This window comes from Mangrovibacter yixingensis (assembly GCF_020523985.1).
Classification (GTDB): Bacteria; Pseudomonadota; Gammaproteobacteria; order Enterobacterales; family Enterobacteriaceae; genus Mangrovibacter; species Mangrovibacter yixingensis.
This window is the reverse complement of record NZ_JAIVKM010000005.1, coordinates 210539-225253: the sequence shown is the minus strand read 5'-3', so window position 1 is coordinate 225253 and position 14715 is coordinate 210539. Positions and strand designations below refer to the sequence as shown.

Genomic DNA, 14715 nt, shown 5'->3' with positions numbered 1-14715 from the left:
TTTGTGTTTAGCTGCGGCAAAAAAGAATGAAAATGATATTTGTCCGTAATCAATGAACAAAAACAATAGCGTAATGGAACTCTGGTTGTTTCTGCGTGTCTTAGCTGGTACTTGCTCATTGTGCGAAGACAGAGTGGCAGTTTGGTTACGCGTGGAAATTTGGGTTTGGGGAGAAATTACCTCGGATGAGCGAGCAGTTAGCGGATCAGGTTCTTGTCGAACGGGTCCAGAAGGGAGATCAAAAATCATTCAACTTACTGGTTGTTCGCTACCAGCATAAGGTTGCGAGTCTGGTTTCCCGTTATGTTCCTTCAGGTGATGTACCTGATGTGGTTCAGGAATCTTTCATCAAAGCATATCGCGCACTGGATTCTTTCCGGGGTGAAAGTGCTTTTTATACCTGGCTATATCGTATTGCGGTGAATACCGCGAAAAATTATTTGGTTGCTCAGGGGCGTCGCCCACCATCCAGTGATGTTGATGCAAATGATGCTGAAAATTTCGAAACGGGTGGGGCATTAAAAGAAATTTCGAACCCTGAGAACTTAATGTTGTCTGAGGAACTGAGACAAATTGTTTTCCGGACGATTGAGTCCCTCCCGGAAGATTTGCGCATGGCTATTACATTGCGTGAGATCGAAGGGATGAGCTATGAAGAAATAGCAGCCATCATGGACTGCCCTGTCGGTACGGTTCGTTCACGTATCTTCCGGGCCAGGGAAGCAATTGATAATAAAGTTCAACCGCTTATCCGGCGTTGACGATAGCGGCATACTGGAAAAAGGTATCTAGGCATGCAGAAAGAAAAACTTTCCGCTCTTATGGATGGTGAAACTCTGGACAATGAAACTATCAGCGAGTTATCGCGCGATAAATCATTGCTGCAGACGTGGGAAAGCTATCACCTTATCCGTGACACTCTTCGTGGCGATACAGGACCAGTCCTGGATTTTGATATTTCCGCCCGTGTTATGGAAGCCATAGAAAAAGAGCCCGCACGTAATCCGTCGCCTCTTATTACAGAATCTCAGCCAACGCCTCACCAATGGCAAAAAATGCCATTTTGGAAAAAGCTTCGCCCCTGGGCAAGCCAGCTTACTCAAATTGGTGTTGCCGCGTGTGTATCGCTTGCCGTGATAGTCGGCGTGCAGCAATATAATACCGGTGGCAGAGCAGCGGATTCTGTTGCTCAGCCTGAAACTCCGGTGTTCAATACCTTACCCATGATGGGGAAAGCCAGCCCGGTTAGCCTTGGTGTGCCATCTGACAGCATGAGTGTGGATGGTGGCCAGCAACAAATGCAGGAACAGCGTCGTCGGATTAATGCCATGCTGCAGGACTACGAACTGCAGCGCCGGTTGCACGCAGAGAAACTGCAATTTGAACAGGCGCAAACCAAGCAGGCGGGAATTGAAGTTCCCGGCAATCAAACTTTAGGAACGCAATCGCAGTAATGAAGCAGCTTTTGTGTGTTGTCTCTTTACTGGCTGGTAGTGTTTTTTTTACGCATAACGCCTCGGCAGATACTACATCGCCCGGGGCGTTGTTGCAGGAAATGAACCAGGCCAGTCAGTCTCTGAACTATGAGCTTTCTTTTATCAGCATCAATAAACAGGGTGTGGAATCGCTGCGTTATTCCCATGCCCGGCTGAACAATGAAACTCTGGCTCAACTCCTTCAGATGGATGGCCCTCGTCGCGAAGTCGTTCAGCGCGGCAATGAAATCAGCTATTTTGAGCCTGGCCTGGATCCTTTCACGCTTAATGGCGATTATATTGTCGATTCGTTACCTTCTCTGGTGTATAGCGATTTCAAACGTTTGGCTCCCTATTATGATTTTATTCCGGTAGGCCGCACGCGTGTAGCAGACAGGCTGTGCGAAGTGGTGCGTATTGTTGCCCGCGATGGCACGCGCTATAGCTATATTGTCTGGCTGGACAGTGAAACACACCTTCCTCTGCGGGTTGACTTACTAGACCGTGATGGTGAAACGCTTGAACAGTTTCGGGTTATCTCCTTTAGCGTAGAGCCACAAGTGCCGGAAAAAATTAAAAAACTGGAAAAAGCCAGTTTGCCGCCACTACTTTCCATTCCTGATACGGAAAAAAATAACTTCTCTTGGGCACCTACCTGGCTGCCACAGGGTTTTACTGAAGTGTCCAGTAGTAAGCGTCCGATACCAACTCTTGATGTTCCTGTAGAGTCACGCCTTTATTCTGATGGTTTGTTTAGTTTTTCGATTAATATTAACCGTGCTGAAGGCGTTACAGGAGATCAAGTATTACGCACTGGTCGTCGTACAGTAAGCAGTGAAGTGCGGAATAGCATGGAAATTACTGTCGTAGGTGAGTTACCGCCACAAACGGCAAAACGTATTGCAGACAGCGTAAAATTCAAGGCAACACAATGATCAAAGAGTGGGCAACCGTGATTTCCTGGCAAGATGGCACTGCGACAGTGCAGTGCGATGTGCAAAGTGGCTGTAGCCAGTGCTCATCTCGCAAAGGTTGTGGTAGCCGGGTATTAAACAAACTGGGGCCAGAAACGGTACACCAAATTTCGGTTTACTCAAAAGAGCCGCTCAGTGCCGGGCAGAAAGTTGAACTGGGTATTGCTGAAAGTAGTTTGCTGGGTTCGGCATTGTTGGTTTATATGGTGCCACTTATTGGCCTGTTTATCGTGTCCGGTATTTGTCAGGGTGTTTTTGCCAGTAACCTCTGGACGGGTATGGGGGCTGTGGTTGGTGGTCTGCTTGGGTTTTGTGTTGCGCGTTGGGCTGCTTCCCGCCTGAGTGCTCGTGCTTCAATGAACCCAGTTATTTTGAGCATTGGGTTGCCCCCCGGCACCTGGCGTACTGTTGATTCCTCTCCCGCTGCTTCCAGGTAATTCCTTCAAAAAACGATTGGCGCCTGCTGCTGTCTCTCAATAAATTAGTCAACCGCGGTGTAGGAGTGCATGAGCATTTCCTCGCTTTCTGGTTGTAGTGTAGAATGCAGCGTTTCAGGCACCAGTCGGCCATATAGATATCAGGCTTATACTGCGCGTAGCGCGGAGCCTCCCAGGATTTGAAAGGCATAAATCTCCAAATATGAAGAACATACGCAACTTTTCTATCATCGCACATATCGACCACGGTAAGTCGACCCTGTCGGACCGAATTATCCAGATTTGTGGCGGTTTGAGTGACCGGGAAATGGCCGCACAGGTGCTGGATTCCATGGATCTTGAGCGTGAGCGCGGTATTACCATCAAAGCGCAAAGCGTTACTCTCGACTACAAAGCAACTGATGGCCAGGTCTACCAGTTAAACTTTATTGATACCCCAGGCCACGTTGACTTCTCCTACGAAGTTTCACGTTCCCTGGCGGCTTGTGAAGGTGCATTGCTGGTGGTGGATGCAGGTCAAGGGGTTGAAGCCCAGACCCTGGCGAACTGCTATACCGCTATCGAGATGAATCTTGAAGTGGTGCCAGTACTGAACAAAATTGACTTACCTGCAGCAGACCCTGAGCGTGTCGCAGAAGAAATTGAAGACATTGTGGGTATTGATGCTGCTGATGCCGTGCGCTGTTCAGCCAAAACAGGTGTTGGTGTGCCTGAAGTGCTGGAACGACTGGTTCGGGATATCCCGGCGCCTGAAGGCAGCCCGGAAGCACCATTGCAGGCTCTGATTATCGACTCATGGTTCGATAATTACCTGGGTGTTGTCTCTTTGATTCGTATTAAAAACGGTAGCCTGCGTAAAGGCGATAAAGTCAAAGTGATGAGCACTGGGCAGGCATACAATGCAGACCGCTTGGGTATATTTACACCGAAACAAATAGATCGTGATGTTCTTAATTGTGGTGAAGTAGGTTGGTTAGTCTGCGCCATCAAAGATATTCATGGCGCGCCAGTGGGCGATACGCTTACTCTTGCTCGAGCACCCGCGGACAAAGCTCTGCCAGGTTTCAAAAAAGTGAAACCACAGGTATATGCAGGGTTATTCCCGGTCAGTTCCGATGACTATGAAGCGTTCCGCGATGCCTTGGGTAAACTCAGTTTAAATGATGCGTCTTTATTCTATGAACCGGAAACTTCCACTGCGCTGGGCTTTGGTTTCCGCTGCGGCTTCCTTGGCCTGCTCCATATGGAGATTATCCAGGAGCGCCTGGAACGTGAATACGATCTGGACCTGATAACAACAGCTCCAACCGTGGTTTATCAAATTGAAACCACGGCAGGTGAAGAGCTGTATGTTGACAGCCCTTCCAAATTACCCGCTATCAATAATATTGCAGAATTACGCGAACCTATTGCGGAATGTAACATGCTTCTGCCGCAGGAATACTTGGGTAACGTGATTACACTGTGTATCGAGAAACGTGGTGTACAGACGAACATGGTCTACCACGGCAACCAGGTCGCGCTGACTTACGAAATTCCAATGGCCGAAGTGGTTTTGGATTTCTTTGATCGTCTGAAGTCAACCTCGCGTGGTTATGCTTCTCTTGATTACAACTTCAAACGTTTCCAGGCTTCCGACATGGTGCGTGTAGATGTATTAATCAATAGTGAGCGCGTGGATGCACTGGCTATCATTACTCACCGGGATAACGCACCTTATCGTGGTCGTGAACTGGTTGAGAAAATGAAAGATTTGATTCCGCGCCAGCAATTTGACATTGCAATTCAGGCCGCGATTGGTAACCACATTATTGCCCGTTCTACGGTGAAACAGTTGCGTAAAAACGTACTGGCAAAATGCTATGGTGGCGATGTCAGCCGTAAGAAGAAACTGTTGCAGAAACAGAAAGAAGGTAAAAAACGCATGAAGCAGATCGGTAACGTAGAACTGCCTCAGGAAGCCTTCCTTGCAATTTTGCATGTGGGTAAAGATAGCAAATAATAAGGAGTTGGCATGGCAAATATGTTTGCCCTGGTCCTTGTCATTGCAACACTGGTGACGGGCGTATTATGGTGCATTGACAAGTTTATCTTTGCACCAAAACGACGTGAGAAGCAGGCCGCCGCACAGGCGGCCACAGACGGTGCACTTGATGCGAAAACATTGAAAAAAGTTGGGCCTAAGCCTGGCTGGATGGAAACCGGCGCATCAATTTTTCCGGTTCTTGCCATTGTTTTGATTGTCCGTTCATTTATCTTCGAACCCTTTCAAATACCATCGGGTTCTATGATGCCGACGTTGCTGATAGGCGATTTTATTCTGGTTGAAAAATTCGCTTATGGCATTAAAGATCCTATTTTCCAAAAAACACTGATTGAAACTGGGCACCCTAAACGTGGTGATATTGCTGTATTTAAATATCCCAAAGATCCAAGCCTTGATTACATTAAACGTGTTATTGGCTTGCCCGGTGATCGCATTACTTATGATCCCTCAACCAAGGAACTGACTATTCAGCCGAATTGCAGTTCAGGCCAGGCATGCGGCAGTGCGTTGCCGATTACTTATTCCAATGTTGAAGCCAGTGATTTCGTTCAGACATTTGAGCGGACCACGGGTGGTGAAGCTTCAAGTGGTTTCTGGCAACTGCCTCAAAATCAAACAAAAGATGGTGGTATTCGCCTGGCTGAACGTAAAGAGAGCCTGGGGAGTGTGACACATCGTATTCTCACCGTGCCTATTGCTCAGGATCAACTGGGAATGTATTACCAGCAACCGGGTCAACCACTTGCTACCTGGGTTGTGCCACCGGGTGAATATTTCATGATGGGTGACAACCGTGATAACAGCGCAGACAGCCGTTATTGGGGGTTTGTTCCTGAGGCTAATTTGGTAGGCAAAGCCACTGCAATTTGGATGAGTTTCGAAAAACAGGAAGGTGAGTGGCCTACTGGCGTTAGATTTAGCCGAATCGGTGGTATTCATTAATTAAAAGGTTAATCAGATAACGACATCCCTTGTCGTTGTGTATAGAATATCCCCCCGAGTTTTTAGGTTGGCTCTCTTAAATGGGAGCCACAGCACACGAAACAGGTTTGGAAATCAGCTCTGTTCCGTGTGCTGAATTGTTGACGCATTCATTAATTGGTATCACATGAACCCCATCTTAATTAATCGGCTTCAGCGGAAGCTGGGCTACACTTTTCATCATCAGGATCTTTTGCAGCAGGCATTAACTCACCGTAGTGCCAGTAGCAAGCATAATGAACGTCTGGAATTTCTTGGTGATTCTATTCTTAGCTATGTTATTGCTAATGCGCTCTATCACCGTTTTCCTCGGGTGGACGAAGGGGATATGAGCCGTATGCGTGCCACGTTGGTGCGTGGTAATACTCTGGCGGAAATTGCTCGTGAATTTGAACTGGGTGAATGCCTGCGTTTGGGGCCGGGTGAATTGAAAAGTGGGGGATTCCGTCGGGAATCTATTCTGGCGGACACGGTTGAAGCACTGATTGGCGGTGTTTTTCTCGATAGTGATATTCAGACGGTTGAACGTTTGATCCTCAGTTGGTATCAAACGCGCCTGGACGAAATAAGCCCGGGCGATAAGCAAAAAGATCCGAAAACGCGTTTACAAGAATTTCTGCAAGGGCGTCATTTACCGTTGCCTGGTTATCTGGTTGTTCAGGTACGGGGCGAAGCCCATGACCAGGAATTCACGATTCACTGCCAGGTTAGTGGCCTGAACGAACCCGTGGTTGGCACTGGTTCCAGCCGCCGCAAAGCGGAGCAGGCAGCCGCTGAACAGGCGCTAAAACAGCTGGAGCTGGAATGAGCGAAGAAAATACTTACTGCGGGTTTATTGCAATAGTAGGGCGTCCGAACGTGGGTAAATCCACGTTGTTGAACAAACTGCTGGGGCAAAAGATTTCCATCACCTCGCGCAAAGCGCAGACGACACGTCACCGTATCGTCGGCATCCATACCGAAGGCCCGTATCAGGCAATTTATGTCGATACTCCAGGCTTACATATGGAAGAGAAACGGGCGATTAACCGCCTGATGAACCGTGCTGCAAGTAGCTCGATTGGTGATGTTGAACTGGTCATTTTCGTCGTTGAAGGCACCCGCTGGACGCCAGATGACGAAATGGTGCTCAACAAGCTAAAAGATGGTAAAGCACCGGTCATCCTGGCTGTGAATAAAGTGGATAACGTGGCAGACAAAGCCGACCTGTTACCCCACTTACAGTTCCTTGGCCAGCAAATGAATTTCCTTGATATTGTGCCGATTTCCGCAGAAGACGGTACTAATGTTGACACCATCGCGAGTATTGTCCGTAAACACCTGCCGGAAGCTATTCACCATTTCCCGGAAGACTATATTACGGATCGCTCACAGCGCTTTATGGCTTCGGAAATTATTCGTGAAAAACTGATGCGTTTCCTGGGGGCTGAATTACCGTATTCCGTCACTGTTGAAATTGAGCGTTTTGTTACTAACGAACGTGGTGGATACGATATCAATGGCCTGATTCTGGTGGAGAGAGAAGGCCAGAAAAAAATGGTTATTGGCAACAAAGGTGCCAAAATAAAAACAATTGGTATTGAAGCCCGCAAAGACATGGAAGACATGTTCGAAGCCAAAGTGCATCTTGAACTGTGGGTGAAAGTTAAATCAGGCTGGGCTGATGACGAACGGGCGTTACGTAGCCTGGGTTATGTCGATGATCTCTGAGGCTTGATATTGTGGAAGGCTGGCAGCGGGCTTTTGTTTTGCATGGTCGCCCCTGGAGCGAAACCAGCCTTCTTCTTGATTTGTTCACAGAAGAACAAGGGCGCATACGCGTGATTGCGAAAGGTGCCCGCTCCCGCCGTTCCCACCTTAAAGGTACATTACAGCCTTTCACACCACTTCTGGTTCGCTGGGGCGGGCGTGGTGAGGTGAAAACCCTGCGCAGTGCTGAAGCCGTCTCACTGGCATTACCTCTTACCGGCATTGCACTGTACAGCGGTCTGTATATCAATGAGCTGCTTTCACGGGTACTTGAACAAGAGACCCGCTATTCCGCGCTTTTTTTCGATTATTTGCACTGTGTTCAGCATTTGGCAGGTGTTACCGGGTCGCCAGAGCCTGCATTACGCCAGTTTGAACTGGCGTTGCTATCTTGTTTGGGTTACGGCGTTGATTTTCTGCACTGTGCGGGTTCTGGTGCCGAGGTGGATGACACCATGACTTATCGCTACCGTGAGGAAAAAGGCTTTATTGCCAGCCTGGTTGTCGATAATACCAGTTTTACTGGTCGGCAACTTAGAGCGCTGGCCAGCCGCGATTTTCCCGATGCCGATACACTTCGTGCAGCCAAACGGTTTACCCGCATCGCACTCAAACCCTATTTAGGTGGCAAACCCCTGAAGAGCCGTGAGCTTTTCCGCCAATTCCTGCCGAAAAAAACACCGCTTACTCCTGATGGTGGTGGTGAACACTAACCGAACGTAGCCAGGCTTTCGTTGTGCGGTGTACACTCCATTAATATCGTATTCAAAACGGAGAGCTGTCATGGCTGATTTGCTGTTAGGCGTTAACATTGATCATATTGCAACGTTGCGTAATGCACGCGGTACCGCGTACCCAGACCCGGTTCAGGCCGCATTTATTGCTGAGCAGGCAGGAGCTGATGGTATTACGGTGCATTTGCGTGAAGATCGACGCCACATAACAGACCGTGATGTGCGTATTTTACGCCAGACACTGCATACCCGAATGAATCTCGAAATGGCGGTAACAGAAGAGATGGTTGGCATTGCCTGTGAAACCCGCCCGCATTTTTGCTGCCTTGTGCCGGAAAAACGCCAGGAAGTGACGACTGAAGGTGGCCTGGATGTCGCAGGGCAGCCTGAAAAACTCGCTGATGCCTGCAAGCGCCTGGCTGCTGCGGGTATTCAGGTTTCTTTGTTTATCGACCCGGAACATACCCAAATTGACGCGGCTGTTGCCGCTGGTGCGCCTTATATTGAACTGCACACCGGCTGCTATGCTGATGCACAAGATGAAACCACTCAGGCAAAAGAATTGGCTCGTATTCAAGAAGCCGCTCAGTACGCAGCAAGCAAAGGCCTGAAAGTGAATGCCGGCCACGGGCTGACTTATCACAATGTGCAGGCGATAGCGGCTATTCCTGAAATGCATGAACTGAACATTGGCCATGCAATCATTGGCCGTGCAGTGATGTCTGGTTTGAAAGAGGCAGTCAGTGAAATGAAACGCCTGATGCTGGAAGCTCGTGGTTAATGGCTATTGTCGGTATTGGTACGGATATTGTTGAAATTGCGCGTATCGAGGCCGTGATGGCGCGAACTGGTGAGCGTTTTGCAAAGCGTATTCTTCATGAAAACGAATGGAAACTCTTTGCCGCTCATCAGCAGCCAGCCCGCTTTCTGGCAAAGCGTTTTGCAGTGAAAGAAGCTGCATCAAAAGCAATGGGAACAGGTATTCGTAACGGTCTTGCATTTGAGCAGTTTGAGGTAGTCAACGATGCGCTTGGCAAACCACAGCTGTGCTTACACGGAGAGGCGGCAGTGCTGGCTGAAAAGCTGGGGGTGAGCTTTATGCATGTCACTATTGCTGACGAACGCCATTACGCCTGCGCTTCAGTGATATTTGAGCGTTAAATTTTATCCGCATGATGCAGCAGAACGAACTTATCCCATAACTGCTCTTCACTTTCCTGGTGTGCCGGGTCCGTAATAATCGTATTGGGGATGGGGCACACCTTCTGACAGGTGGGGGTTTCGTAGTGACCAATACACTCCGTGCACCGGTCTGCATCAATCTGGTAAATGTCTGCGCCCATAGAGATTGCCTGGTTTGGGCACTCTGGCTCACACATATCGCAGTTAATACATTTTTTGGTGATCAGTAGGGCCATGTCGCAATCTCGGTAACGCGGAAAAAATGGGCTGGCATTATACGCTTTAACTGAGTTTTTTTACCAGTTCCTCGCTGTGGCGGATACGATTAGGCGCATTATCGAGATCCTGTTGCACTAATCCCATAAATAATAGATCCGCCAGCATCATTTGAGCTGAATTTGCGGATATCGATGCACTGCGTGTCGCCTGTTCTTCGGCAATGGTGTACAGGCAGTGTGTAGCGCGTTGTTGCAGGCTATTGGGGGTAAAACCAGTAATCGCCAAAACTTTCGCGCCTACTCGCAAAGCTTCATCGGCGGCAAGATTAATTTCTCGTCGTTCTCCTGTGTAGGAGATAGCCAGAAATACATCTTCCTGGTTCATTGCCTGTATGCTGGATAATAACGCATGGGGGTCTAAAACCGGAGAAGCCCGCAAGCCTATCTTCATTAGTTTCCATGCCAGATTTTGTGCCACTAATCCCGAGGCACCAATACCGGTAAGAATGATTTGCCGCGCATTACGCAACAAAGTTACGCTGCTGGCCAGCTTTTCTTCTGTATTAACATCCAGCGAAGCATGCATCGCTGCAACATTGTCTTTAATCAGCTTTTCCCCGACCAGCCGTAAAGGGTCATCGCCCAGAATCTGGTTATGAACCGGTACTGAATGCGGGTTTGGCGAATTGGCAAGTGCATCACTTATTGCCAGTTTGAGTGCAGGGAAACCTTTATACCCCAATTTCTGAGCAAACTTCACTACGCTCGACTGGCTTACACCTGATTCCTGCGCCAGTTGCTGTGAGCTTAAATGGCGGGCATGATCAGGGTTAGCCAGTATAAAATCAGCAAGTTTGCGGTCACTCTGAGCCAGTATCGGGTAACGTTGGCGAATGCGAATCAGGCAATTCATGGTCATTCCATTTGTCAGTATGCGGGCCAGTTGGTTAGCATGCGGCCATTAATCTCGCAGAAATGAATTTAATATTCCATTATAACGCGATTGTTGTGAATTAAATATTCTGAGGTAAAGAAATGAATCTTGGCGCCCTGGTATCAGAAAGCCGCAACCCCGAAACCATGGATTTAGACGCGATCTCTACACTGGAAATGGTGACACGCTTTAATCAACAGGATGAACGTGTTGCCACGGCAGTCCGGCAAACATTGCCAGATGTGGCGAAAGCGGTTGATGCTGCGGCCACAACGCTGAAATCAGGTGGGCGAATTATCTATATGGGGGCAGGGACAAGTGGGCGTTTGGGGGTTCTGGATGCATCTGAATGCCCTCCAACCTTTGGCGTACCTCACGGGCTGGTTATAGGCCTGATAGCAGGCGGGCCATCGGCTTTACTGAAAGCAGTAGAAGGTGCCGAAGACTCCCCAGAATTAGGTGCAACTGATCTTAAAAACCTTAATCTGGTTGCAAACGATATCGTGATCGGGCTGGCGGCTTCAGGCCGTACGCCTTACGTGATTGGCGGCCTGAAATATGCTCGTAGTATAGGATGCTGCGCGGTGGCAATTTCATGCAACCCGGATTCCCCTATTGCGCAGGTGGCAGATATTGCTATCTCGCCTGTTGTCGGGCCTGAAGCACTAACGGGTTCAACCCGTCTGAAATCAGGTACTGCGCAAAAACTGGTACTGAACATGATCTCCACCGGTGCAATGGTGCGGTTTGGCAAAGTTTGGCAAAATTTAATGGTGGATGTGAAAGCCACCAACGTGAAACTGGTGGATCGTACATGCCGAATTGTTAGCGAAGCGACAGGCCTGAGTTATGAATCGGCAAAAGCCTTACTGGAGCAAACAGGATATGAAGCGAAACCCGCTATCCTGATGGCGCTTTCTGGTCTTGATGCATCAACGGCAAAAGCCAGGCTGGATCGTCACAACGGTTTTTTGCGTGAGGCGCTGAATGATAAAACCTGATAGAGACAAGCGACCAGTAACACCTGAATCCTCAGCGCGCCGCATTGTATTTTTTGATCTGGATGGCACATTGCACCGGGAAGATCTATTCGGTGAGTTCATGTTTTTTTTACTGCGCCAACAGCCATTAAATGCTCTTTTATTATTAGCGGTGTTGCCGCTGGTAGCTGCGGGGTTTTTGCTGCAGGGGCGGGCTGTGCGCTGGCCTGTAAGCTTGCTGCTATGGAGTTTAACCTTCGGGCGCAGGCAGTCGCGGTTGTTAGCGCTGGAACAACAGTTCACACAAACGTTCCGCAAGCGGGCTACAGTATTCAAACAGGTTCAGGCAAGGCTTGAGGACTATGCCTGCCAGGGCGATGTCGATATCTGGTTAATCACCGGCTCTCCGGAAACCCTGGTGCGCAAAGTTTATGGGCAAACCCCTTGGTTCTCATCAGTTAACTTGATAGGCAGTGAGATAACTCGGGGACGTGGTGCATGGTGTTTGTCCCGGCGCTGTTTTGGTCAAGAGAAAGTAGTGCAGCTTGGGTTGCGCATTGGTAAGCCATTAGCGTTATACAGTGGTTACAGTGACAGCGTTCAGGATAACCCTTTGCTGGCTTTGTGCCAGCATCGCTGGCGAGTTACTCCTGGCGGTGAATTAGAGCAATGGCGCTGAGTCTGTACTCTTTCTCTTATTCCACGTCTGTGTATAATGCGCGGCGTTTTGTTAATCTAACTCGCGGTCCAGTCTCTTGATGTTTCCCTGAGCTGGTATCGGGCTGAATCACGGTGACACCTTCTAACCTTACTTTAAGGTGCTGCCTGTAACGCGAACCATTTTTCTGTTAGTTGGAGATTGTTGTGACCGGAAGTGAAACTGACCATATTCGCTGGATGCGCCATGCACTCACTCTGGCTCAGCGGGCTTGGGATGAAGGCGAAGTTCCGGTTGGTGCAGTTCTGGTTCATCAGGGGCAGGTCATCGGCGAGGGCTGGAACCGGCCTATCGGCCATCATGACCCAACTGCACATGCTGAAATGATGGCCCTGCGCCAGGGCGGCTTAATACTGCAAAACTACCGCCTGTTGGAAACCACGCTATACGTTACGCTGGAACCCTGTGTGATGTGTGCAGGCGCTATGGTGCATAGCCGGATAGGGCAGCTGGTCTATGGCGCCAGTGATGAAAAAACCGGGGCGGCTGGCTCGCTGATGGATGTGCTGGGGCATCCGGGCATGAATCATAGAGTCGCTGTTACAGGTGGTATTCTGGCACAAGAGTGCGCCGGGTTACTGAGTGACTTTTTCCGTATGCGTCGCCAAATGCACAAGGCGAATAAGCAGGCATCCAGGCAGGTAACTAAACAACAGCCAGGAAGCCAATAATTATCAGCGCATCCGCATATCAGGCATGACTTCTGCCAGTTGTGTTTTGTCCTGTTCTTTTTCTGCCATTTTCTCTTTTTCGCGCAAATATCCGGCAAGGCTTAACTGATAACGCCGGATATTTTCAACATACTTATAAGCTTCATTACCACGCGCATAGCCATAAGTCGTTTTACTGTAATAGCGCTTCTGGCTAAGCAGTGGCAGGCGCTGCTTAACATCAGACCAGCTATCCGGGTTGCTTTTTTGGCGGGATGTAAGCGCTCTGGCATCCATCATATGTGCATACCCCATATTATAAGCTGCCAGCGCAAACCAAATGCGTTCATCTTCCGGAATAGTTTGTGGAATTTTGTCCATCAATTTATTCAGGTAACGAGCACCACCACTGATACTTTGCTCCGGGTCTAACCGGTCTGAAAGACCCAGACTTTGTGCTGTATTCCGGGTTAGCATCATTAGCCCACGAACACCTGTTGGCGAAGTTGCCAGTGGATCCCAGTGAGATTCCTGGTAAGAAATCGCGGCCAGTAACTCCCAGTTCATACTGGTTGCATATTTCTCAAATAGCGGGCGCAAATCTGGCAATACGTTATCAATAGCGCGCAGAAATGTCCGTGTATCGACATAATCGAAATCACCGACGTGGCCCAGATATTTTTCTTCAAGACGAGCGAGAGTGCCGTTTTCTCCCATACGGTTAAAGAAATCTAACATTGCAGCAGGAAGGCTGCCGTCATCCTCTTTGCGGCTAAACCAGGTGACGGGTTGTTCGTCTGTCACATCTTGCACAATCGCTAATTGTGGGTGGACCCGCTGAAATACACTGATTGCAACTGAATCAGCAATAGTGAAGTTAATTTTGCCTTCAACCACTTGCTGCATGAGCGTTGTCATGTTGTGTTTGGCATCGGTTTGCCAGGTCAGGTCTGGGTAACGGGTTTCTTTTAGTTTTTTTAAGTCATCAATTACCGCCTGTCCCGGAGAAAGCACCAGTTCGCCCGGTTTTACTCCCCCCAAAGAACGCGGATGAGGGCTGCCTATGCGATAAACCATTTGCTGTGAAACTGAATAGTAGGTTGGCCCGGCCTGGTAATTTTTAGTGCGCTGTGGGCTGTAAATAAGCCCGGCGGCAAGAATATCTGCTTTACCACTGTCCAGGTCATCAAACAGTTGATTCACGTTCTGGCGAACGGTGACTTCAAGCTTAACACCCAGGTAATGGGCAAACGCACTGGCAAGTTGGTAATCCAGACCATCGGGTTTGCCATTGACGGAGTTCCAGGTAAGTGGTGAGCTGATTGTGCTGACGCGCAAAACCCCCCGGGACTGAATTCCGGCGATTTCATTTTCGGCTTTGCCTAACCAGGAAATTGAGGGCCACAATGCCACTGCAAGCAACAAGGTTACGACACCGATGAGAAGATAATTAATTTTTAACTTTTTCAATTAGTTAAATCTTTACGGTGTAAAACAGTCAGCTAACAATAGTCATTCAGTAGTGGAATCCAGTGAGGAACTGAGCGGCATTTTGCTTAACAAAACGCCAGTTGGCAACCCGTCCGCACAAATTGCCACAATAGCTGTCATTGCTCATGAGGGATTTTATTTCTGC

At 48.8% G+C, this 14715-nt stretch carries 17 protein-coding genes; 14 read left to right on the top strand and 3 right to left on the bottom strand.

The window, feature by feature from the left end:
* Window positions 1–185: 185 nt before the first annotated feature.
* The 11 genes from rpoE to acpS all read left to right on the top strand — a co-directional run bounded on the left by rpoE (window position 186) and on the right by acpS (window position 9558).
* A complete protein-coding gene (gene rpoE / locus LC084_RS17030; RefSeq protein WP_226572361.1) occupies window positions 186–761 on the top strand; it encodes an RNA polymerase sigma factor RpoE in 576 nt (191 codons plus the stop codon).
* Window positions 762–794: 33 nt separating this feature from the next.
* Window positions 795–1454 (top strand): anti-sigma-E factor RseA, encoded by a 660-nt coding sequence (gene rseA, locus LC084_RS17025; RefSeq protein ID WP_226572360.1) that lies wholly within the window; start codon window positions 795–797, stop codon window positions 1452–1454.
* Window positions 1454–2410 carry a sigma-E factor regulatory protein RseB gene (gene rseB, locus LC084_RS17020; RefSeq protein WP_226572359.1) on the top strand — a complete coding sequence of 319 codons (957 nt, stop codon included), beginning with the start codon at window positions 1454–1456 and terminating at the stop codon, window positions 2408–2410. Before rseA ends, rseB begins: the two co-directional genes overlap by 1 nt.
* The gene (gene rseC / locus LC084_RS17015; protein WP_226572358.1) at window positions 2407–2886 is read left to right on the top strand and encodes a SoxR-reducing system protein RseC; all 480 of its coding nucleotides are present in this window, start codon (window positions 2407–2409) and stop codon (window positions 2884–2886) included. Before rseB ends, rseC begins: the two co-directional genes overlap by 4 nt.
* A 202-nt stretch (window positions 2887–3088) precedes the next feature.
* Window positions 3089–4888 carry a translation elongation factor 4 gene (gene lepA, locus LC084_RS17010; RefSeq protein ID WP_226572357.1) on the top strand — a complete coding sequence of 600 codons (1800 nt, stop codon included), beginning with the start codon at window positions 3089–3091 and terminating at the stop codon, window positions 4886–4888.
* 12 nt (window positions 4889–4900) lie between these two features.
* A complete protein-coding gene (gene lepB / locus LC084_RS17005) occupies window positions 4901–5875 on the top strand; it encodes a signal peptidase I (RefSeq protein WP_226572356.1) in 975 nt (324 codons plus the stop codon).
* Window positions 5876–6041: 166 nt separating this feature from the next.
* Window positions 6042–6722, top strand: coding sequence for a ribonuclease III (gene rnc / locus LC084_RS17000; protein ID WP_036116412.1), 681 nt, complete (start codon window positions 6042–6044; stop codon window positions 6720–6722).
* Window positions 6719–7624 (top strand): GTPase Era, encoded by a 906-nt coding sequence (gene era / locus LC084_RS16995; protein WP_036116411.1) that lies wholly within the window; start codon window positions 6719–6721, stop codon window positions 7622–7624. The genes rnc and era overlap by 4 nt, the downstream gene beginning before the upstream one ends.
* An 11-nt stretch (window positions 7625–7635) precedes the next feature.
* The gene (gene recO / locus LC084_RS16990; RefSeq protein ID WP_226572355.1) at window positions 7636–8376 is read left to right on the top strand and encodes a DNA repair protein RecO; all 741 of its coding nucleotides are present in this window, start codon (window positions 7636–7638) and stop codon (window positions 8374–8376) included.
* A gap of 70 nt (window positions 8377–8446) precedes the next feature.
* The gene (pdxJ, locus tag LC084_RS16985) at window positions 8447–9178 is read left to right on the top strand and encodes a pyridoxine 5'-phosphate synthase (RefSeq protein WP_226572354.1); all 732 of its coding nucleotides are present in this window, start codon (window positions 8447–8449) and stop codon (window positions 9176–9178) included.
* Window positions 9178–9558 carry a holo-ACP synthase gene (gene acpS, locus LC084_RS16980; RefSeq protein ID WP_226572353.1) on the top strand — a complete coding sequence of 127 codons (381 nt, stop codon included), beginning with the start codon at window positions 9178–9180 and terminating at the stop codon, window positions 9556–9558. Before pdxJ ends, acpS begins: the two co-directional genes overlap by 1 nt.
* On the opposite strand, the gene LC084_RS16975 is transcribed toward acpS, so the two are convergent.
* The gene (locus LC084_RS16975; protein WP_226572352.1) at window positions 9555–9815 is read right to left on the bottom strand and encodes a YfhL family 4Fe-4S dicluster ferredoxin; all 261 of its coding nucleotides are present in this window, start codon (window positions 9813–9815) and stop codon (window positions 9555–9557) included. The genes acpS and LC084_RS16975 overlap by 4 nt on opposite strands.
* A 46-nt stretch (window positions 9816–9861) precedes the next feature.
* Window positions 9862–10710, bottom strand: a complete 849-nt coding sequence (locus tag LC084_RS16970; protein WP_226572351.1) for a MurR/RpiR family transcriptional regulator — start codon at window positions 10708–10710, stop codon at window positions 9862–9864.
* 122 nt (window positions 10711–10832) lie between these two features.
* Between LC084_RS16970 and murQ the strand changes: the two genes are divergently transcribed.
* From murQ to tadA, 3 genes are all read left to right on the top strand, one after another.
* Entirely contained in the window at window positions 10833–11732 is a 900-nt protein-coding gene (gene murQ, locus LC084_RS16965; protein ID WP_226572350.1) for an N-acetylmuramic acid 6-phosphate etherase, read from the top strand.
* Window positions 11719–12390: a phosphatidylglycerophosphatase C gene (yfhb, locus tag LC084_RS16960; protein WP_226572349.1), complete on the top strand. Its 672-nt coding sequence runs from the start codon at window positions 11719–11721 to the stop codon at window positions 12388–12390. The genes murQ and yfhb overlap by 14 nt, the downstream gene beginning before the upstream one ends.
* Before the next feature lie 185 nt (window positions 12391–12575).
* Window positions 12576–13100, top strand: a complete 525-nt coding sequence (tadA, locus tag LC084_RS16955) for a tRNA adenosine(34) deaminase TadA (protein WP_226572348.1) — start codon at window positions 12576–12578, stop codon at window positions 13098–13100.
* Window positions 13101–13103: 3 nt separating this feature from the next.
* Here tadA and mltF read toward each other — a convergent pair whose 3' ends face one another.
* Complete coding sequence (gene mltF / locus LC084_RS16950; protein ID WP_226572347.1) at window positions 13104–14549, bottom strand: membrane-bound lytic murein transglycosylase MltF; 1446 nt, start codon at window positions 14547–14549, stop codon at window positions 13104–13106.
* Window positions 14550–14715: the final 166 nt, after the last annotated feature.